This window comes from Myxococcus sp. AM010, from assembly GCF_013372585.1.
Lineage (GTDB): Bacteria > Myxococcota > Myxococcia > Myxococcales > Myxococcaceae > Myxococcus > Myxococcus vastator.
This window is the reverse complement of sequence record NZ_JABXEO010000006.1, coordinates 1-19,764: the sequence shown is the minus strand read 5'-3', so window position 1 is coordinate 19,764 and position 19,764 is coordinate 1. Positions and strand designations below refer to the sequence as shown.

15 protein-coding genes are annotated in these 19,764 nt (G+C 69.0%); 8 read left to right on the top strand and 7 right to left on the bottom strand.

Annotated features, from left to right (window positions below):
* Positions 1–5: 5 nt before the first annotated feature.
* The 4 genes from HV826_RS05440 to HV826_RS05425 all read right to left on the bottom strand — a co-directional run bounded on the left by HV826_RS05440 (position 6) and on the right by HV826_RS05425 (position 4,014).
* On the bottom strand, positions 6–839 hold the full coding sequence (locus tag HV826_RS05440) for a proline/glycine betaine ABC transporter permease (protein ID WP_176415938.1): 834 nt from the start codon (positions 837–839) through the stop codon (positions 6–8).
* A gap of 1 nt (position 840) precedes the next feature.
* Positions 841–2,025, bottom strand: coding sequence for a glycine betaine/L-proline ABC transporter ATP-binding protein (locus HV826_RS05435; RefSeq protein WP_176415937.1), 1,185 nt, complete (start codon positions 2,023–2,025; stop codon positions 841–843).
* An 8-nt stretch (positions 2,026–2,033) separates the two neighbouring features.
* Entirely contained in the window at positions 2,034–3,128 is a 1,095-nt protein-coding gene (locus tag HV826_RS05430; protein ID WP_176416031.1) for a hypothetical protein, read from the bottom strand.
* A gap of 325 nt (positions 3,129–3,453) precedes the next feature.
* The gene (locus HV826_RS05425) at positions 3,454–4,014 is read right to left on the bottom strand and encodes a TetR/AcrR family transcriptional regulator (RefSeq protein ID WP_217918509.1); all 561 of its coding nucleotides are present in this window, start codon (positions 4,012–4,014) and stop codon (positions 3,454–3,456) included.
* A 109-nt stretch (positions 4,015–4,123) separates the two neighbouring features.
* Between HV826_RS05425 and HV826_RS05420 the strand changes: the two genes are divergently transcribed.
* Entirely contained in the window at positions 4,124–4,567 is a 444-nt protein-coding gene (locus HV826_RS05420; protein ID WP_176415935.1) for an isoprenylcysteine carboxylmethyltransferase family protein, read from the top strand.
* 173 nt (positions 4,568–4,740) lie between these two features.
* Positions 4,741–5,217 carry a hypothetical protein gene (locus tag HV826_RS05415; protein WP_176415934.1) on the top strand — a complete coding sequence of 159 codons (477 nt, stop codon included), beginning with the start codon at positions 4,741–4,743 and terminating at the stop codon, positions 5,215–5,217.
* Between the two features lie 53 nt (positions 5,218–5,270).
* On the opposite strand, the gene HV826_RS05410 is transcribed toward HV826_RS05415, so the two are convergent.
* Positions 5,271–7,352, bottom strand: coding sequence for a WD40 repeat domain-containing protein (locus HV826_RS05410; protein WP_255217051.1), 2,082 nt, complete (start codon positions 7,350–7,352; stop codon positions 5,271–5,273).
* Positions 7,353–7,613: 261 nt separating this feature from the next.
* Here HV826_RS05410 and HV826_RS05405 point away from each other — a divergent pair, with 261 nt between their 5' ends.
* The 4 genes from HV826_RS05405 (at position 7,614) to HV826_RS05390 (ending at position 14,400) form a co-directional block, all read left to right on the top strand.
* Positions 7,614–9,062, top strand: coding sequence for an FAD-binding oxidoreductase (locus tag HV826_RS05405; RefSeq protein WP_176415932.1), 1,449 nt, complete (start codon positions 7,614–7,616; stop codon positions 9,060–9,062).
* 100 nt (positions 9,063–9,162) lie between these two features.
* Positions 9,163–10,347 carry a bifunctional 2-polyprenyl-6-hydroxyphenol methylase/3-demethylubiquinol 3-O-methyltransferase UbiG gene (locus tag HV826_RS05400; RefSeq protein ID WP_176415931.1) on the top strand — a complete coding sequence of 395 codons (1,185 nt, stop codon included), beginning with the start codon at positions 9,163–9,165 and terminating at the stop codon, positions 10,345–10,347.
* Positions 10,348–10,497: 150 nt separating this feature from the next.
* Positions 10,498–12,672, top strand: a complete 2,175-nt coding sequence (locus HV826_RS05395; protein ID WP_176415930.1) for a methyl-accepting chemotaxis protein — start codon at positions 10,498–10,500, stop codon at positions 12,670–12,672.
* 330 nt (positions 12,673–13,002) lie between these two features.
* Positions 13,003–14,400 carry a hypothetical protein gene (locus tag HV826_RS05390; RefSeq protein WP_255217050.1) on the top strand — a complete coding sequence of 466 codons (1,398 nt, stop codon included), beginning with the start codon at positions 13,003–13,005 and terminating at the stop codon, positions 14,398–14,400.
* Between the two features lie 44 nt (positions 14,401–14,444).
* Here the strand turns inward: HV826_RS05390 and HV826_RS05385 are convergent, their stop codons facing one another.
* Positions 14,445–16,850, bottom strand: coding sequence for a helicase-related protein (locus HV826_RS05385; RefSeq protein WP_176415928.1), 2,406 nt, complete (start codon positions 16,848–16,850; stop codon positions 14,445–14,447).
* A gap of 263 nt (positions 16,851–17,113) precedes the next feature.
* Here HV826_RS05385 and HV826_RS05380 point away from each other — a divergent pair, with 263 nt between their 5' ends.
* Positions 17,114–18,154, top strand: a complete 1,041-nt coding sequence (locus HV826_RS05380) for a linear amide C-N hydrolase (protein ID WP_176415927.1) — start codon at positions 17,114–17,116, stop codon at positions 18,152–18,154.
* A gap of 122 nt (positions 18,155–18,276) precedes the next feature.
* Here the strand turns inward: HV826_RS05380 and HV826_RS05375 are convergent, their stop codons facing one another.
* A complete protein-coding gene (locus HV826_RS05375) occupies positions 18,277–19,254 on the bottom strand; it encodes an NADP-dependent oxidoreductase (RefSeq protein ID WP_176415926.1) in 978 nt (325 codons plus the stop codon).
* A 171-nt stretch (positions 19,255–19,425) separates the two neighbouring features.
* Here HV826_RS05375 and HV826_RS05370 point away from each other — a divergent pair, with 171 nt between their 5' ends.
* A complete protein-coding gene (locus HV826_RS05370; RefSeq protein WP_176415925.1) occupies positions 19,426–19,725 on the top strand; it encodes a hypothetical protein in 300 nt (99 codons plus the stop codon).
* Positions 19,726–19,764 lie beyond the last annotated feature (39 nt).

Below are 19,764 nucleotides of genomic sequence, written 5' to 3'. Positions count from 1 at the left end.
CTCCTTCATGATGAGCGCGTCCGGGGCTTGCCCAGCGCGTGAGTCAGGCGGTCCAACACGATGGCCAGGATGACCACCGCGATGCCGCTCTCGAAGCCCAGTCCGATGCGGAGCTGGGTGATGCCCTTCAGGACCTGCTCGCCCAGTCCCCCCGCGCCAATCATGGCGGAGATGACCACCATGGACAGCGACAGCATGATGGTCTGGTTCACTCCCGCCAGCAGCGTGGGGACGGCGATGGGGAGCTGGACGTTGAGCAGCGTCTGGCGCGGCGTCGCGCCGAACGCGATGGCGGCCTCCACGACCTCGGCGGGCACCTGCCGGATGCCCAGGTTGGTGAGGCGCACCGCGGGCGGCATGGCGAAGATGACGGTGGCCACCACGCCGGGCACCTTCCCCAGGCGGAAGAAGAGCACCGCGGGGATGAGGTAGACGAAGGCGGGCATCGTCTGCATCAGGTCCAGGGCGGGCCGCAGCACCCGCTCCACGACGCGGCTGTACGCGGCCCAGATGCCCAGGGGGATTCCCAGCACCAGCGCCACCATCGCCGAGCTGAGGACCAGCGCCAGCGTCTCCATGGTGGCCTTCCACAGGCCCATGTCCTGGATGAGCAGCATGCCCAACGCCGTGAAGACGGCCGTGCCCAGGCCGGACAGGCGCCAGGCGAGCACCATCAACACCGCGATGATGGCGTAGCTGGGCGGCAAGAGCAGCGCGCTCTCCAAGCCGTTGATGCAGGCCGTGAGCACCGCGCGGATGGCGTCGAACACCGGCGCGCCGCGCGTGCCCAGCCAGTCAATCAGCTCCTCGAAGCCTTGGCCGATTTTGAGTGTGCTCATGTCAGCGCTGCTCCCCTGCGATGCTGGCCAGCAGCGTGGCGCGGCTCACGATGCCCAGGAACGACTGGTCCTCGGCGACGACGGCGATGGGAATCTGCGTGGTGGCCGCCACCGCCACCAGCTTCGCCAGCGGCGTGTCCGGTGACGTGGTGGGCAGGTCGGTGACGAGCGCGCCGTCCAGGCTGTGCTTGTTCTCCGCCAGGAGCCGCAGCGCGTCTTCAATGCGCACCACGCCCACCAGCTTGCGGGCCTGGTTGGTCACGAAGAGCGTGGAGGTGCCCGATTCGCGCATCCGCTTGACGGCCAGGGCCGGCCCGTCCTTGGGGTGCACCACCGACTCCGGCCGCCGCATGATGGCCCGCGCGGTGAGGACCTTGGTGCGGTCCACGTGCTCCACGAAGGCGCGCACGTAGTCGTCCGCGGGGCTCGTGAGGATCTCCTCCGGAGTGCCGAGCTGCGCGATGCACCCGTCCTTCATGATGACGATGCGCCCACCCAGCTTCAGCGCCTCATCCAGGTCATGGGTGATGAACACGATGGTCTTGTTCATCCGGGACTGGAGCTCGAGCAGCTCGTCCTGCATCTGCCGGCGGATGAGCGGGTCCAACGCGCTGAAGGCCTCGTCCATGAGCAGGATTTCCGCGTCGGTGGCGATGGCCCGCGCCAGGCCCACGCGCTGCTGCATGCCGCCGCTGAGCTCGCGAGGCAGCTTCTCCTCGTAGCCCTTCAGGCCCACCAGCTCCAGTGCCTGCATCGCCTTGGGCCGCGACTCCCGCCGCTCCAGGCCCTGCATCTCCAGCCCGTACTCCACGTTCCGGATGACGCTGCGGTGAGGCAGCAGGCCGAAGTTCTGGAACACCATGGCCATCTTCCGGCGCCGGACGTCCAGCAGGCCCGCCTTGTCCGCCCGGGTGACGTCCACGCCGTCCACGTGCACGCTGCCGGCGGAGGGCTCGATGAGGCGGTTGAGGCAGCGGAGCACCGTGGACTTGCCGCTGCCGGACAGGCCCATGATGACGAAGATCTCGCCGGCCTTCACCTCGAACGAAGCCTCCTGGATGGCGACGGTGCAGCCCGTCTCCTCCAGGATCTGCTGCTTGCTCTGCCCCTTCTCCAGCAGGGCAATGGCCCGCTCCGGGTTCCCGCCGTAGATCTTCCGCAGACCGCGGACTTCAATCTTCTCCATGGGGCCGCTCAGAAGTAGTAGCCGACGTTGATGTTGAAGCGCGTGTCCCACGAGGCGTTCGGGTCGCCCTCCGCGAGCGCGTTGCCATAAGCAGGCCCCAGCCAGGGCTGGTTCTTCCCGCTGGCCACGTCCACGTAGGTGTAGACGGGCCCCGCGGTGACGAGCATGCCGAGCACGTTCTGCATCGACGTCTCGAACTCGGCGTTGGCCTTGTCGAAGAGGCTGAAGCTCTCGTAGAAGGTCAGCTTCGTGACGGGCCCCCACGCCACCGGCACGTCGTAAGCAAGGCCCGCCACGTAGACGGTGCCCCGGGTGGCCATCTTGTAGGGCGCGTCATAGGCACCCATCGTCACGATGGAGTCGTCGTGGCCCTCCGGGTTCTTCAAGTCGTAGCCGTAACTGAGGACCTCCATGCGCAGGTTGAACGGGCCGTAGTAGCCGTCCAGGTGCACCGCGCCGGCCCAGTTCAGACCATTGCGCCGAGTGACGCTGTTGTAGATCTGCGCGGTCTGCGCGGAGACGCCCACCTCCGTGCGGCCCAGGTCCCCGTGCTGAAAGGTATACGCCGCGCGCGCGTTGACCTTGTTGCTCTCGTGGTTCGCGCTGTCCACGCCCAGGTAAGCCTCGCCCGGGTTGGCGCTGTTCACCTGCACCACGTCGTAGGAGTAGCGCGCGCTGTCCGTGCTCCGGCCGGTGAAGTTGCCTTCGTCGCCCTTGTAGAAGGCGAACTGGAGGTCCCACGGCCCACTTGTGTGGACCAGCTTCAGGCCCATGTCGTAGTCGTCCTCCATACCCATGTAGTAGGGCAGGGAGAAGAACCAGCTGTGCGAGGCGTACGGCAGCGCGCCGAAGGGCACCCGGTGCACGCCCAACTGGAGCTGCGTCTCCTTCGTGAACTCATAGCCCACCCAGCCGTGGTGGAGCATGGAGTATCCCGAATAGAGGCGGTACTCGGCGGACAGCAAGACCTTGGAAAGCCTGGCGTCGACGTTGAGCCGGAAGGTATCGAAGGCCACGTCGCCACCGCGGTTGCGGTTGTCTTCTTCTCCAGACCACGTCTTCAAGAAGGCATTGAGGCGCAGCGCACCACCGACCTTGAGCATGTCCGGGTCTTCCACCACCTCCTCCTCGGCGCGTGCGGCGGGCGCGAGCAGGCAGGTCAATCCGGACAGGAAAAGCGCATGCGAGAAACGAGTAAGACGGGTGGACAACCGCGACTCCTGGCAATGGACGACAGGCGCGAGCGGACCGGAACGGGCCTCACTCGTCCTGAGCGCCAGACTTGGCACAAGGGGCGGTCCTCTCCCGGCCACACACAGCGAGGACGCTGGCGCGCGAGACAGTCCACCCAGGGAACAGTGCGGCCAGTCGTTAACAGGTCAGGCGGAACACGTCTAGCCCTTTGGGCTCAAACAATGTGGGCGCGACTCAACGCCGGAGCAGGAGGTAGCCCTCCACCGCCTCGGTGATGGCCGCTTCGAGCGCGCCCTCGGCCGCGACCGGCGGATCAAGCACCGCCGAGTGCACGAGCGCTTCGACCATCCGCAGCACCATGTGCGTGGCGAGGTCCAGGTCATCACGGCCGACCTGCTCGCGATGCGCCTCCAACACGGCCCTGGTGCGCTCGAACAGGCGTCTGGCCGATTGGCTGACGTCAGCCGGTCGCTCGAAGAAGGGGTACTCCACGTGGAGGATGCGCTGGAGCCGGGGCTCTGCCCGGTGAACGGCCAGCGCAGCCGTCACGACGCCCTCGATGACCTCCCGCAGCGTCCCGCCATGCGCCGCCGCCAGGGCACGGTCCACGACAGCCTGCATCTGCAGATGGTGCCGCTCATGCAAGGCCGTCAGGAGGGCGTTCTTGTTTGGGAAATATTGATAGACGGACCCCACGCTGATGCCGGCACGCTCCGCGACCCGGTTGGTCGTGGCGCCCTCATAGCCATGCTGGTCGAAAACGCGAGCCGCCGCCTCCAGGATGACGTCGACCATGTGCTTGGAGCGTCCTTGTCGAGGCTCCTTCCGAGGAGACTCGGGACCCTTTGCGGGCTGGCGAGAACGCGAGTTTCGAGCGGCAACCGCGGTTTCTACATTGCGAGGCATGCAAAGACTCCTTCCTCCGCGTCTCGCGCTCATCCTGGCCGCTTTGATGGCCGCCTTCGACAGCTTTCTTCCCGGCCCCGCGCTGGTGCCCTCAGCACTCCAATGGCTGGGCCTGCCGCTGGTCGTCCTGGGCCTTGGCGTCGCCATCGCCGCGCGGGCCCAGTTCGCGCGCGCACGCACCAACATCTACACCTTCAGCAAGCCCGACTACCTGGTCACGGATGGGCTGTTCCGCTTCACGCGAAACCCCATGTACCTGGGCTTCTGCCTGGCGCTGACGGGCCTCGCCGTCTTCCTGGGCTCACTCGCGCCGGTGCTGTGCGCGCTGGCCTATCTCGTCATCTCCGACCGCTGGTACATCGCGTTCGAGGAGGAGATGATGCGGGCCCGCTTCGGCGAGGCCTACCAGCGCTATGCGCGGCACACCCGCCGGTGGCTTTGACCCGCTCCTCGCTGAGCCCCCACGCCCTCCCGTGACATTGAGGCGCGGTGCGCATGATGTGTGTCCAGGCCTGCCAGCATGCTAGAAGCCGGGGTCGCCGGATTCACACCCAAACCCGAGTAACCACCATGACCTTTTTCTCGCGAAAAGTGTTCGCCCTGCTTGTGTTCTTCATGTCCTCGACCGCGCTCGCCGGTGAGACGTGGGTCCAGGGCCGCGCGGTGCTCCACGCCTGTGTCTATGCCAGCTCCTACGAGGCCCAGCTCGAGCTGAACTACCGGAACTACTCCCTGCCCTGGGGCACCTCTGTCTATCTCATCCACGGCTGGGGGGGCCTCGACAGCTTCGTCCCGTTCGACTGGGAGAACACGCAGACCCTCGAAGTCTCCGCGTCCGCGCCGTACACGTGGAGCACCACGGTGACGAGCATCATCTCCAACCGCACGTCGCCCAAGTGGTACGAGCACTTCGACTTCGTCTGGAAGGTCGTGCTCCCCAACGGCCACGAGTTCTACGAGAAGGGCAACGGCTCCACCTGGGGTTACTACGCCGCCAGCCTGCTGGACATCACGGAGCGCCCGTGCACGTCGGACGGCAACTTCGTGGGCCCCTTCTACCCGCTGTCTGTCACCTCCATCGAGAAGTGGTAGCCATTCCATGACGCTTCAGCGGCGGGAGCGCCAAATCCAGACGCCCCGCCGCGTCAGTGGAGGGTGAACACGCGCCGCGAGTCATCCCAGGACATTCCATGGCGCCGCAGCACCCGCGCCAGGTCCAGCTCCACGGGCGGCGGGTGTGCGAAGTCCTCGAAGCGCAGCAGGTGGAACGTCCGGTCGGAGGCCGCCGCCGCCAGCCACGCCCCGTCGGAAGAGAAGGCCACGGCGGAGACGAACCCCTGCTGCCCGGGTGCCTCTCCCATGAGGGCCCCGTCAGGCAGCCGCCAGACCTTCACCTCGCCCCCCATTCCACCGGACGCCATGAACGCCCCCTGAGGCGCCATCGCGAGCGACAAGACGCCCACCGTGCGCGCATCCATCGATGTCAGCACGCGGCCGTCCTCTGGATTCCAAAGCCGGATGGGCTGACGCATCCCCGCGGTCAGCAGCGCCCCGGACGCGAGGAACGCGACGGCGCGGACCCGGTCGCCCGCCTCCAGGACGCGCAACACCGCGCCCCGCGCCACCTCCCAGACCCGCACCGTGTGGTCCGCTGAGCCGGAAGCCAGCCTTTGCCCCGTGGCATCGAACGCCAATGCCCACGGCTTCCCGGTGTGCCCTGTCAGCCGGGCCACCTGGGTCGCGGAGGGGACTGCCCAAAGCACGACGTCCTGCGCCACCCCGGCCGCGAGCAGCGCGCCGTCCGGGCTGAAGGCCAACGCCCGGATGGACTCACGCGCGGCGGGAAGCACCATCACCTGGCTCCCGGACCGGACGTCTCGCACACGCACCTCCCCCTTCAACGTTCCCACCGCGAGCAACCGCCGGTCCGCGCTCACGGCCACGGCCCCCACCGCGTCAGGTGTCTCCAAGCGGGAGTGGAGTTCGCCGCTGGACGACACCGACCAGCTCCGCAGGCCGTCCTCCCCACCCGACACGAAGGCATCTGGTCCCACGGGGGCCAGCACCTCAGGCCAGGCGGGCAGCTCCCGCAGCAGGACGTCCGGAGGTCGCTCGGGCCGTGACCAGACCTTGAGGACGCCGTCCATGCCACCAGAAGCGAACGTGCGTCCGTCCGGTGACAGGGCCACGGCCATCACGAAGGTCCGGTGCGCATCCAATCGCTCCAGGACCTCGCCACCGCCGCGCACGTCCACACGCTGCACGCGTCCCTCCCAGCCCGCCTGCACGAGCTGCTGGAAACCGGCAGCGATGGCCACGGCCGAAAGCGTCCCCGGGTTGCGCTGCACGTCGAGCAGCGCGCCGGTCCGGGCATCCCAGAAACGAATGGCCTGGTCCGCGGACGCGGTCATCACCCGCTCGCCATCCGCGGAGAACGCGCAGGACGCCACCATGTCCCCGTGTCCCGTCAGCCGGTGCAGCTCGCGCCGCGCCGGCAGGTCCCACACCCGCGCGGTCCGGTCCATGCTCGACGACACGAGCCGCGCTCCGTCGGGGGAGAAGGCCACCGCGATGACGATGTCGTCATGCATGAACCGGAGCACCTCCGCGCCGTCACGGAGACGCCAGACACGAACCGTCTGGTCCAGGCCACCGCTCGCCAGCCACTCACCCTCCGGGGAGAAGGCCAGGCCCCGCACGACCTCCGTGTGCCCTGACAGCAAGGCCACCCTGCGGCCCTGCTTCCAGTCCCAGAGCCAGAGCGTGCCGGGCCTGCCAGCGGCGGCCAGCCAGCGACCATCCGGCGAGAACGCGAGGGCATGGAGCTCGGCGTCGTGGCCCTTCAGCTCCGCCACCTGCGCTCCGGCCTCCACGTCCCAGACGCGCACGACCGAGTCATACCCTCCCGACGCCAGCAGCCTGCCGTCTGGTGAGAAGGCCAACGCCAGCACCGAACCCTCGAACTGCTTCGCCCATTCGAGCGGCGAGGCGCGCTGCTCCGCCCATACCTGCCCCCAGCGCGCCATGGGTGAGTCCTCCGTGTGTCTCGCGGCCGCGAAGGAGCCCGCCGCCAGGGCCCATTGCTTCGTCTCGATGGCCGCGTCGCCGCGCGCCCGGAAGAGCTCTGACCGCCCGTCTCGCACCACCGCGGCCTCCGGCGAGGACCGCCGCCCCGCGCAGGACACCGTGAGCAGGACCAGGACCCACCACCACGAACGCAGGCGCATTCCGGAGTCATCACCCGGGACGCGGCCCCGGCACAATCCCCTTCGCCCAGCGCATGAGGCCGTGGCGGAACCGACACTGCGCATTGTCAGCCCCCTCTCCCCTATCGAGCCTGCCAAGCGCCACGTCCGCGCCCATCCGCCAACGCGTGCCTGGGCGCCCCTTCCCGCCCACCTGCCGTGAGCGCCCCTCCGCGCGCGCCAGGCGTCCCTAGCTTGGCGGTAGGGGGCCTCTCCCATCACGGCCCCACGGAGGAGAAAGCCATGCCCCTGGACCCTCGAAGCGAGCCTGCGCGCACAGGCGAAGGACGGCCGCCCGGGCTGCCCCCGGGCCGAGTCGAGCAGCTACGGGCCCGCTTGCGCGGCCGGCTCGTGCGCCCCGAGGACACGGACTACGAGGAGCACTGCCGCGTCTACAACGCCATGATTCACAAGCGGCCGGCGCTGATTGCCCGGTGCGCCGACGTGGCGGACGTCCTCGCGGCGGTGGAGTTCGCGCGCGAGCAGGGCCTCATGCTCGCGGTCCGTGGGGGTGGACACAACGGTGCCGGCCTGGGCACCTGCGACGGGGGGCTCGTCGTCGACCTGTCGCTCATGCGCGGCGTCCGGGTCGCCCCCGAATCGGGCACCGTGCGCGTGGCGGGAGGAAGCGTCTGGGGCGATGTGGACCATGCCACGCACGCCTTCGGGCTCGCCGTCCCCTCGGGAATCATCTCCACCACGGGCGTGGGTGGCCTCACCCTGGGTGGCGGCCTGGGCCACCTCACGCGCCGCTACGGCCTCACCATCGACAGCCTGCTCGCCGTGGACATGGTGCTGGCGGACGGGCGCTTCGTCACCGCGAGCGCCGAGCAGCACCCCGACCTGTTCTGGGCCGTGCGCGGCGGCGGCGGCAACTTCGGCGTCGTCACGTCCTTCCTCTTCCAGGCCCACCCGGTGGACACCCTCCTGGGAGGCCCGACGCTCTGGCCCCTGGAGCGCGCCGAGGAGGTGATGCGGTGGTACCGCGAGTTCATCTCCACCGCGCCCGAGACACTCACCGGCTTCTTCGCCTTCATGGTCGTCCCGCCCGCGGCGCCCTTCCCGCCCCACCTGCACTTGCAGAAGATGTGCGCGGTGGTGTGGTGCTACACCGGAGACCCGGCCCAAGCCGATGCGCTCTTCAAGCCCGTGCGCGCCATGGGCCCCGCGCTCGACGGCGTGCAGACCCTGCCCTACCCCGCGCTGCAGAGCATGTTCGATGCGCTCTATCCACCGGGCCTCCAGTGGTACTGGCGCGCGGACTTCGTGCGGGAGCTGGGGGACGAAGCCATCTCCCGGCACGTGGCGTTCGCCCACCGCCTGCCCACGATGCACTCCACCATGCACCTGTATCCCATCGACGGAGCGGCGCACCGGGTGGCTCCAGGCGACACCGCCTTCAGCTTCCGGGACGCGCGGTGGGCGGAGGTCATCGTCGGAGTGGACCCCTCTCCCGCCAAGGCCGGGGACATCACCTCCTGGACGAAGGACTACTGGGAAGCCCTGCATCCCTACTCCGCGGGCGGCGCCTACGTGAACTTCCTCATGGACGAGGGCCAGGAGCGCGTCCAGGCGACGTACCAGGACAACTACGCAAGGCTGGTGGAGGTGAAGGACCGCTACGACCCGGACAACCTTTTCCGCGTGAACCAGAACATCCGCCCCAGCAGCGGCGCGCCGCTTCGCCATTAAGCCACCATTCCCTCGCGCCCTCGCTCGCCCGGAGCGGCCTCGGTTGGTACCTTCCGTGCCCGCAAAGTTCGCTCCACCCCAATCGCGAGGAGAATGCGGCATGGCAACGGGCTTCGAGGCTTACAGGATGGAGGACCCCACGCTCCTGGCGGGTGTGAAGGAGGCCCTGCTGCAATCCTACTTCGCGGACTTCGACCAAGGCTTTCTCCAGACGTCGGCGGGGCAATCGGACATCGCGGACCACGTGGATGGCCGGTACAACCGATGCGTTGACCACGTGCTGCCCTGGCTCGCGAGGTACGCGCAGCTGGGCAAGGCGGACATCGTCGAGCTGGGCTGCGGCACGGGCTCCAGCACCGCGGCCTTCGCCCAGGTCGCCCGCCATGTCACGGGGTACGACATCCACGCGCCCTCCGTGCGCGCGGCCGAAAGCCGCATGAAGGCCCTGGGTTTGCGCAACGTCGCCATGAGCGTCGTGGAGCCCGCGCGGCTGCTGGAGACCCTGAAGAAGGAGAACCCCAACGGCGCTGACGTCTTCGTGCTGTACGCGGTGCTCGAACATCAGACGCCCGCCGAGCGACTGGAGACGCTCCGCACCGGATGGGACCTGCTGCGGCCAGGGGGCCTGCTCGTCGTCGTGGATACGCCCAACCGGCTCGTGTACTTCGACGCGCACACGTCCCTCATGCCGTTCTTCCACTTCCTGCCGCCGGAGCTCGGGTGGCCGTACGCCTCGCGCTCCCCTCGTGAGAACTTCCGCGAGGCCATGGCGCAGGTGTCCGCCGAAGACGCCCCCATGCTGTTGACCCGATGGGGCCTGGGCGTCAGCCACCATGAACTCGAGCTGGCGCTGGGGGACATCGACCCCGTGCTGGTGGGGACGGGCTTCGAGCCGGAGGTGCTCGACATGTTCCCCGTCACACTCGACGAAGAGCTGCTGCGTTTGTACGTGGAGAAGAGCGGCGCGCGCGTCCCCCTGGCGTTCACCCGGAACACGCTCAACTTCGTCCTGCGCAAGGGTGACAACGCCGGCCTCATCGCCCGCCGGCCTCCGCCGCCTCCGGTGCGACACCTCGTCAACGAGACCTCACACGCAGCCCAGGCGCAACGCGTCCACGCGCTGGAACAGCGCGTCCGGGAGCTGGAAGCGCACATCGCCACCCCGCCCCTGCGGCACCAGCTCGCCGACAAGCTCAACGGCGCCCTCAAACAGACGGCCCTTCACCGTCAGGCCCGGAAGCTCGTCGAATGGTCGGTGGACCGCGTCAAGCGCGGCGCGCGCTGAGCCTTGGCGACGAAGCCCGTGAAACATATAATCCTGGAAATTCAGCACCCAGGAATCACCGACCGTCGATGAAACATATACGGACAGAGGTCGAGCGGCCGAGCGGGGTGAAGCAGACCCATTTTACAGGAGCGTCCCCCGCACCCGAGGATGGACGCATCCATGCGTCACCTCCGCATTCCGACTCACGCGCCGGCGCTTCACGTATCCTCCGGTGTTTCACCTGTCTCACCTGCCGTCGCACGCCTGTTTTCACGACGTGCGTCGTGGTGCTGGGTGCTGCCGTTCCTCCTGATACTCTCCACCTCCGCGTGGGCGGACACCGGGCGGCCCAGCGTCGACCTGAATGAGGGCTGGCGATACCGCTGGGGAGACTCCCCGCCGGGCCCCGCCGAAGTGCCAGCCTGGGCCCTGGAGTCAGGGGATGAGCAGGCGTGGCAGCCCGTGGCGGCCCTCCGCGAGCCGCCGGGCCGGGGAGCGCGCAACTTCCTCTGGCTGAGCATCCCCATTCCCCAGGAGCGGTGGCTGGAACCCGCGCTCTATCTGGGCACGGTGGCCAATGCCTTCGAGGTCTACGCCAACGGCCAGCGCGTCTACACGAGCGGGCGGCTGAATCCCTCGGGCACGGAGCAGACAGACAACCTCGCGTGGCGGCTCATTCCCCTGCCACCCACGGTGGAGGGCACGCGCCTGCTGCTGCGCATCCAGAGCAGCGGCCCGCTCATCGGCGTGGGAGGCGCGGCCCGGGTGGGGGCGCACCATCAACTGCTCGCGACGGTGACGCGCACGGGCCTGGCGCCCTTCGTCATGGGCGTGCTGCTGTTCATCATCGCCGGTGCCGCCGCCGTGGGTGCCCTGGTGCGCCGCCAGGCGCAAATGCTCCTGCCGCTCACGCTCTTCGCGGGCGGCTCGGCGGCCATGCTGCTGGGCACGAGCGGCCTGATTCCCGCGCTCTGGGGTGCCTATCTGCAGGGGAGCCAGCTCACGTTGGTGGGCTCGTACTGCATCCTGCCCGCGCTCGCCTGGTTCATCTCCGACAGCGTCCTGGAGAACCGGATGCGCTGGTTCCGTTGGAGCGCATGGGCCACCTGTGTGCCGGCCGCCATTCAGGTCATCATCGTGATGGCCGACCTGGGTCTGGCGCAGCGGTACCTTGGCCTCTTCGTCGTCTATTCGGTCCCCTGCCTGCTCGGGTGCGTCATCGTCGCGGGTATCTCTGCGTGGCGAGGCAACCCCGACGCGCGCATCTTCTCCATGGGACTGGCCGTGTTCTTCGCTGTCGTCCTCCACACCACGCTGCCGGTGTTCGGCCTGGTGGAGTCCACGGACTCGCTCATGCACTGGGGCTTCGTGGCGCTCACGCTTTCGCTGGTGGGCATCGTCGTCCGCCGCTCGGCGTTGATGGTGCGCGCGCTCGAATCGCACACGCGTCAACTCGAGGAGCGCCGTCATGAGGTGAAGCGGCTCGCCCAGGACATGGGGAGCGGCGCCGGTGAGCTGGCCACGGTGGCGCAACAGCTGCGCACGTCCAGCGAGCTGCAGACGGTGGGTGTCAGCCGGCAGGCCGCGGCGCTCCGGGAGGTGGAGCAGACGGTCCAGGAAATCCGGCAGGGCTCCCTGGTGACGGCGGACAAGGCGCGGCTGCTCGCGGGCTCCATTGAAACCGCCGAGGAGGCGGGGCGCGACGGCGGCGCGGCCATCACCCGCACGTTGACCAACCTGGAAGCCATCCGCCAGGAGGTCTCCGAGATGGCGAGCAGCATCCTCGCGCTGGACACGCGCACCCGTGAAATCTCCAGCATCGTGGACACCGTGAAGGGTCTGGCGGACCAATCCAACATGCTGGCCATCAACGCCGCCATCGAGGCCGCGCGCAGCGGGGAGCACGGCCGGGGCTTTGGCGTCGTGTCGCGCGAGGTCCGCAGCCTCGCCGACCAGTCCATCCTGGCGACCCACCGCATCCGCGAGGTGCTCGACGGCGTGAGCCTGAGCATGCGGGAGACCGCGAAGATGAGTGAACAGGGAGAGCAGCGCGTGAAGGCGAGCCTGGACGCGGTGCGCGTCTCCGGCGCCCAACTCCAGCGGCTCACGGCCATCATCGACGACACCGGCACCAGCGTTCGGCAGATCTCCGCCGCGGTAGCGCAGCAGGACGCGGGCACCTCCCAGATTGCCCTGGCCATCCAGGAACTGTCCGCGCAGATGCAGCACACGCTGCGCACCGTCGAGGAGACGCAGAAGGTGTCGGGCTCGGTGCAGACGCTGGCGGAGAACATGGCGGGCACGGCCCGCACCGCGCTCCAGACGGGCACGCTCGACGACTGAGCAACGCCTCTACCGCGCCATGTCCCGGCGGCAAGCCGTTGTCGCGTGCGGCGGGACACGCTCGCCTCCGACTTCAGCGGACGCAGCGGGTAGGCCCGGGGCCCGAGCCCCTGCCTGGCCTACCCCACGCATGAAGCGGCGCCTCCCGGGACACCGGCTCCGGCTTGCCGGGCATTGAAGCGTCCTGCGCACGGATGCGTGGAGCCCTCCCAGTCAATGGCAGCCCCTCCGCCGTGTCCTCACCCTGGCCTCGCGTCAAAGGGGAGGAAGCTCATGAAGGGTTGGCGGCTGGGTTGTGCGGCACTCGCGGCGTGGTGGTGGGTTGGGTGCATGGGCGGACCCGACGAGCAGGCGGCGTTGGAGGCTGTCGAACAGGAGCACGTCGAAGCGCAGTGGAAGGACGCGGAGAAGAAGGTCTATTCAGAGAACTTCGGGAAAGGCGCGGGCCCCGAGTGGAGCCACCGCACCGTGTCCCGGACGAGGAAGGGAGAGCGGAAGTTCCTGGGGCCCTTCAGCGAGCAGGAGGTCACGCTCAGCCTGGCCGGCCTGCCGGACCATGACGAGGTCGAGGTCCAGTTGGAGCTTTTCGTCTTCAAGTCATGGAACGGCAGCCCCCCGACGAAGGGGCCGGACCGCTGGGTCGCGAGCGTGGACGACGGTCCCGTCCTGGTGGATGCCACCTTCGCCAATGACGACGCGCCGCTCGACGCACGCCACGGCAACCGTGGGTACGCCATCCATCCCCTGTCCTTCACCTTCCGGCACACCGGAGACCGGCTGACGCTCCGCTTCGCGGACTCGCCTCGAGGCGAGGCCAAGAAACGGTGGGGCCTGGACTCGGTGAAAGTGAAGGTCCGGAAGAAGGTGGGCGACCTGCTGGTCAGCAACAACGTGGACAGCAGCGTGCTGCGCTACGACGGGAAGACGGGCGACTTCGTGGGCGTCTTCATCCCGCCTGGCGCCGGCGGGCTCGACAATCCGCAGGAGCTCCTCTACGGCCCTGACGGCAACCTCTACATCGCCAGCTTCACCAGCAGGGAGGTGCTGCGCTTCAACGGGAAGACGGGCGCCTTCATCGACGTCTTCGTGCCCGAGGGCAGCGGCGGGCTGGGCTTCCCCGGAGGCCTCATCTTCGGTCCGGATGGCAACCTGTATGTCGCCGACAGCTTTGGCGGCACCAACAGCGTGCTGCGCTACGACGGGACGACGGGCGCCTTCATCGACGTGTTCGCCTCGGGCGGCGGATTGTTCGTTCCCCAGAAGATGGCGTTCGACAAGAAGGGGAACCTGTTCGTCGTCAGCATCCTCGGCAACAACGTGGTGCGCTACGACGAGAATGGCGCGCCCTTCCCCGCGGCCGGACAGCCCGGTGCCATCTTCATCCCAGACATCGAGTCGGTGACGATTTCCATTGGAAAGGACCACAAGCTCTACGTTGGCACCACGCCCGGAGAGGACGTCCTGCGCTTCAACGCCAGGACGGGTGCCTTCATCGACGTCTTCGCCGAACCGGGGAGCGCTGGACTGGTTGACTACGTGGACATGGAGTTCGGTCCCGATGGCAACCTGTACATCCCGGACTTCCTCCCGGCCTCGGTGTTCCGCTTCAGCGGGAAGACGGGGAACTTCATTGACGTCTTCGTGCCGGCTGGACGCGGCACCGGTGCGGCCACCCTGACGTTCATGCCCTCGCAGCGAAAGAAGCCGCATGGGTACGAAGCGGACTGAGCGCCGCCATATCGACGCGTAGGGTGCCCGTGAGGGCCAGCCCCTCATGACTCCGAGGGGCCGTCTCGAAGCTCCGGCGCCTTCCGATGCGCGCCGCGCTTGCCAGCCGCGGGCGCGGTGCCGCCACGTCGTCGGCGGCGGCGCCGCGGCGGAGGGTTTCCAGTGGCGCCTCCCAGCTCGCGCAGCACCCGCGCCCGGACTCCCCCCTCCAGGCGGAGCTCCTGCATGAGCGCCTGCACCTGCCGGCCCCCGTGCGGGTGGCGCAGGGCCTCGCACAGCCGCTCGACGATGTCGATGCGCAGCGCCACGCTCCCGAGCACCTCGTACCCGTAGTCCCGTGCTTCCCGGCGGTCCAGCTCGGAGCGCTGAAGCACGGGCTCTCGTGGCACCCCGGTGGGACCTGGCCGCTGGAGGAACAACGACGTCAGCATGCAGCGCCGCTCCAGCGCATGCGGGGTGAGGGCCTCCGCGACATGGACGAAGCGGTGTCCCTCGCGGACGCCTTGCTCCGCCAAGCGCGCGCGGGCCTCCTCATCCAACAGTCGCCACTGCTCATGCGCCTCGCCCCGCGCAATCACGCCCAGGCCCTCGGACAGGCGATACGCGAGCCCACGCGCCGCCGCGTTGCGCCCCGCTCCGGAGAAGGACTCGGCGGGAAAACCGCCCATGGCCTCGGTGACGAGGTCCCGCGCCAGCGCCAGCAGACGCCGCTCCAGCCGCTGCCGCGCGCCGCCCGTCCAGACCTCCGGCTCCGCCAGCGCCAGCAAAGGGGCGCGACGGTCCGTCCCGCGAACGAGGCGCGCCAGGGGCTCGCCTTCGAAGGAGATGGCGCCCGTCGCATCCACCTGGAAGGCGTCATGGCCCGCGTCCACCACCCGCTGGACGAACTGCTCCTCCGTCATCGCGAAGCCCTCGGCGCCCGGCAGCGCCTCCAGCAGCTGCCCCAGCCTGGCGAAGGGGCTGGCCGAGCCGGACGGAGGCCGCGCGGTGGCCTTCACGAAGCGCCGCGTGCTGCGCCTCGCGGCACGCTGCACGAAGCGCTCGACGAGCCGCTCATGGAGCGCGTCCCCCAGCGCATCCTCGATGCCGCGCGTCCGCTCCTGCCAGTGCTCCGCCTCGTGCAACCACCCCGGCCGCTGGCTGATGTACGTCCAGATGCGGATGGCCGCCAGCCGGTCCATCAGCGTGTGGAGGTCTCCGGACACGTCGTCGAGCGGCGCCACCTGCCTGTTCAGCCAGACGGCGTCCAGCTTCCCGTCCCCCGCGGTGAGCTGCAGGAAGGTCTCACGCAGCAACGCGACATGCTGGCCAAAGAGCCCCTTGCGGAAGTCGGGTATCTGGCAGACCTGCCACAGCAGCTCCACCATGGCGGGCCCGGTGGCCACGGCCTGGATGGCTGGGACGCGCGAGAGGTCCTTGAGCGCATCGAAGTCATCCGCGCGCTCCACCCGGATGAAGGCCGTGTGGCCCGGCGCGCGCGCCAGTGAATCCAGCAGGGCCTCCGGGCTCGAGAAGTCGAGCGCGGCATTGCGCCAGATGAGGCTCCGGACCGCCGGGAAGCGGTGCGTCTCGATGGCGGAGACCACCCGCGGCGACAGCTCTGACAGCGTGTTCAGCGTGCCGAAGCTCCCGTCGTTCAAGTGGCGTCCGGCGCGGCCCGCGATCTGCGCCAGCTCGTCCGGGTAGAGCTCGCGCTGGTCGGCGCCGTCGAACTTGGACAGCGCGGCGAAGGCCACGTGGTCGAGGTCCAGGTTCAGCCCCATGCCAATGGCATCCGTGGCCACCAGGTACTGCACCTCGCCGGACTGGTACATCGCCACCTGGGCGTTGCGCGTCCGGGGAGACAGCGCGCCCAGCACCACGGCCACGCCGCCCCGGAGGCGCCGGAGCGACTCGGCCAGCTCATAGACGCGGTCCGCGGAGAACGCGACCACCGCCGACCGGGGCGGGAGGCTCTTCAAGGAGCGATGCCCGGAATACCGAAGCTGCGACAGACGGGTGGCGCGCTTCACCGACGCATGGGGGATGAGCGTCTGGACCATGGGCCGCATCGTGTCCGCGCCCAGGAACCAGGTCTCCTTGCGTCCCCTGGCGTGGAGCAGCCGATCCGTGAAGACGTGCCCGCGCTCGCGGTGAGCGGCGAGCTGGATTTCATCCACCGCGAGGAAGTCGACGGGCCTGTCCGTCGGCATCGCCTCGACGGTGCAAATCCAGTAGTCGGGGCGCGGGGGCACGCGCTTCTCCTCCCCCGTCATCAGCGCCACGCGGCCCTCGCCCACCCGAGCAGTCACCCGGTCGTAGACCTCACGGGCGAGCAGGCGGAGCGGCAACCCCATGATGCCCGAGCCGTGCTCGAGCATCCGCTCGATGGCTCGGTGCGTCTTCCCTGTGTTCGTGGGCCCCAGCTCCGCCACGACGACGGGCGGCCGGCTGGATGGGCTGGAGTTCATTCGCGGATTCTAACCTCGGGCGGTCCCCTCCGCCCGGCTCCACGGCAGCGTGACGTCCAGCCCACCCCCGGCCTTGAGGCTGGCGCTGACGCCGTTCGCGCATTGACACGTCACGCGCCCCGCGAAACGCGTCAACGGACACGCCCATGCGCGGCGCCGCACGCCAAAGGGCGGAAAGCACTGGGGCACTCCGATAGCAGCACATGGCACGCGGAGTGCTTTGGCCCAGCCCAACGCTGACACCTCTCCACGGAGCTCGCCGCATGTGTACGAACTTCCTCCTCGTCGCGAAAGATTCGAGTGCCGTTGTTGGCCGCAGCATGGAGTTTGGCGTCGACCTTCACGCCAGGCTGAGGGTCCATGCGACCGGAGAGACGTTCCACTCTCCCGCGTCCATGGTGAACCCGAAGGGCCTCACCTGGACCTCGAAGTACGGCTACGTGGGCGTCACCGCCAATCTCCACGGCCTCACCGTCATCGCCGATGGAATGAACACGGAAGGCCTGTCTGCTGGCGCGCTCTGGATGCCCGGCTCCCAGTTCCCTTCCGCCACCGACGCGTCCAAGGCCCTGGCGCCGGAGCTCTTCGTGAGCTGGGCGCTGGGGAACTTCGCCACCGTGGACGAGCTGCATGACGTCCTCGTGCGCAAGCAGGTCCAGATCTGGCACAGCGACTGGCTGTCGAAGCTCGCGCCGCTGCACTTCCCCGTCCACGATGCGAAGGGCAACAGCCTGGTCGTGGAGTTCATCGGCGGGGAGATGAACCTCTACACGGGCAAGGACAATCCCGTGGGTGTCCTGACCAACCACCCGACCTTCCCCGAGCAGTTGGAGAACCTCAAGAACTACGCGCAGCTGACGGCGTATGACATCGACAAGGTGACGCTCGGCTCCGCCACGTTCGAGCCCCATGGCTGCGGCAGCGGCATGCTCGGACTGCCGGGCGACTCGACGCCGCCCTCGCGCTTCGTCCGCGTCACCTACCTCCGCCAGGCCGCGCTGCAGCCCACCAACGCGAGCGAGGCCCGCCTCCTCGCGTTCCACCTGCTCAACACGGTGGACATCCCGCTGGGGACCAGCCGCAAGCACGCGGACAAGCCCGAACATGAGAAGCGCGACTACACCCAGTGGGTCGTCGCCAAGGACCTGACGAACCGGGTCCTGAACATCCGCTTCTACGACAGCCTCGCCGTGCAGTCGGTGGACCTGAAGTCGCTGGACTTCGCCGTCGCCGCGAAGCGGAAGGCGGTCGACGTCCCGCCCATCAACGAGGGGGTCGACATCACCCAGGCGCTGGCGGGCTGAGCCCACCTCACGGCCGCTGACCTCCCGATGCGTGACGCCGGGCATCCAGCGCTGAATGCCCGGCCGTCCTCGTGCGTCCCCGCGAGTCCCACACACGCGCCCTGGGTGTAGCGCGCGGCATCTCAGTGAATGCGCAGGGCCAGCTTGCCCAGGTGGTGCTTGCTGGCGGCTTCGAGCGCGCGGCCCGCCTCGTCCAGCCGGTACACCTGGAAGACTTCGACATGGAAGGGCGCTGCTTCAATGAGCCGGTTGAGGCGCGTGAGGACCTCGGCGTTCGACTCGCCATTGTAGGCCGTCAGCTTGACGCCTTCGGGGGCCCGTGGCTCCGGCTCGACGCCATGCGGGTAGGCGATGTGGCCTCCCTTCTTCACGGCTTGCAGCGCCGGCTCCCGGCCCTCGCCGCCCGCGAGCACCAGCGCCGCGTCGAGCCCGTCCGGCGCGAAGTCGCGAATCGCCTTCGCCACGTCCTCACCACCTCGCCCGTCCACCACCTTCTCCGCGCCCAGGCGCTTCACCAACGCCACGCCGTCCTGCCCCGAAGCCACCGCCAGGACCCGCGCCCCCAGACGGCGGGCGAGCTGCACCGCCAGATGGCCCACGCCGCCGCTCGCGCCGTACACCAGCAGCGTCATGCCCTGTCGAGCGTTCAGCGCGTCCTGCACGCCTTGCAGCGCGGTGATGCCGTCCGCCGCCAGGACGCCCGCCTGTTCCGCGCTCAAGCCCTTGGGTACGAGCGCCGTGTTTTCGGCCTTCACCACCGCGTACTCGGCGAAGAACCCGCCCTTGTCGTTGAGGAAGCCGGAGCCGTACACCCGGTCGCCCACTTGACGGATTTTGACGCCCTCGCCCACCGCCACGATGGTCCCGGCCCCATCCGTCCCCAGCACGTAGGGGAAGGACGACTTGCTGGGCTTGAGCGACTCCATCTCACCCTCGCGCTCCGCGGCGTCCCAGCTGCCGACGCCCGCGGTCTCCACCTGGATGAGCACCTCCCCCGGGCCCACGGGTGGGACGGCCACCGTCTTCATGCCTAGCACCTCCGGCCCACCGAAGCGGTCGATGGCGGCGGCCTTCATCTGCGACGGAATGGATGTCTTCATGGCGGCTCCTCGCGGGCGGGGTGCGCACGCCCCGATAGGGTTCTTCCGGAGCGTGGGCATGCTTCCCGCGAAATGCAGAGGCCTCCCACGGCGCCGCGAGCCAGGGGCCGCCCCCATGCCCGCCCCTCCGGCACCTTCCGGCGAAGGTCCGGCGCGCTATCGTCGCACCACATGCCAACGACGACATCCTCCAAGGGCCCTCGGGGTGACATCGACGCCCGCGACTTCGTCAAGAAGGGCGTGAACCGGGCCCTGCGCGCCGCTGGGAGCAGGCGCGGTCCCGCGGTGCGCATTGCGGCGCGCGCGCTGGCCACCGGGCTTGCGGCCAGCGAAGGCGCCACCACTCGCTGGATTGGCAGGGATGCGCTGCGCGCCTTCGCCAGGTTGGAGGCGAAGCCGCCCAAGCCCGCCGCCAAGGCGCCCCGTGGGAAGACGGCGACGCGGCCCCCGAAGCGCTCGCGCGCTCCCTGACCTGCCATGCCCTCCACCTCCCCTGCCCTGCCCCCCCGC

Excerpts from the sequence above, each read along its gene's own strand:
- HV826_RS05415 (WP_176415934.1), top strand. The coding sequence starts at position 4,741 with ATGTCCTCGACCGCGCTCGCCGGTGAGACGTGGGTCCAGGGCCGCGCG.
- HV826_RS05425 (WP_217918509.1), bottom strand. The coding sequence starts at position 4,014 with ATGGTCGACGTCATCCTGGAGGCGGCGGCTCGCGTTTTCGACCAGCAT.
- HV826_RS05400 (WP_176415931.1), top strand. The coding sequence starts at position 9,163 with ATGGCAACGGGCTTCGAGGCTTACAGGATGGAGGACCCCACGCTCCTG.
- HV826_RS05430 (WP_176416031.1), bottom strand. The coding sequence starts at position 3,128 with ATGCTCAAGGTCGGTGGTGCGCTGCGCCTCAATGCCTTCTTGAAGACG.
- HV826_RS05370 (WP_176415925.1), top strand. The coding sequence starts at position 19,426 with ATGCCAACGACGACATCCTCCAAGGGCCCTCGGGGTGACATCGACGCC.
- HV826_RS05380 (WP_176415927.1), top strand. The coding sequence starts at position 17,114 with ATGTGTACGAACTTCCTCCTCGTCGCGAAAGATTCGAGTGCCGTTGTT.
- HV826_RS05440 (WP_176415938.1), bottom strand. The coding sequence starts at position 839 with ATGAGCACACTCAAAATCGGCCAAGGCTTCGAGGAGCTGATTGACTGG.
- HV826_RS05405 (WP_176415932.1), top strand. The coding sequence starts at position 7,614 with ATGCCCCTGGACCCTCGAAGCGAGCCTGCGCGCACAGGCGAAGGACGG.
- HV826_RS05420 (WP_176415935.1), top strand. The coding sequence starts at position 4,124 with ATGCAAAGACTCCTTCCTCCGCGTCTCGCGCTCATCCTGGCCGCTTTG.
- HV826_RS05435 (WP_176415937.1), bottom strand. The coding sequence starts at position 2,025 with ATGGAGAAGATTGAAGTCCGCGGTCTGCGGAAGATCTACGGCGGGAAC.
- HV826_RS05375 (WP_176415926.1), bottom strand. The coding sequence starts at position 19,254 with ATGAAGACATCCATTCCGTCGCAGATGAAGGCCGCCGCCATCGACCGC.
- HV826_RS05410 (WP_255217051.1), bottom strand. The coding sequence starts at position 7,352 with ATGCGCCTGCGTTCGTGGTGGTGGGTCCTGGTCCTGCTCACGGTGTCC.
- HV826_RS05390 (WP_255217050.1), top strand. The coding sequence starts at position 13,003 with ATGGGCGGACCCGACGAGCAGGCGGCGTTGGAGGCTGTCGAACAGGAG.
- HV826_RS05385 (WP_176415928.1), bottom strand. The coding sequence starts at position 16,850 with ATGAACTCCAGCCCATCCAGCCGGCCGCCCGTCGTCGTGGCGGAGCTG.
- HV826_RS05395 (WP_176415930.1), top strand. The coding sequence starts at position 10,498 with ATGGACGCATCCATGCGTCACCTCCGCATTCCGACTCACGCGCCGGCG.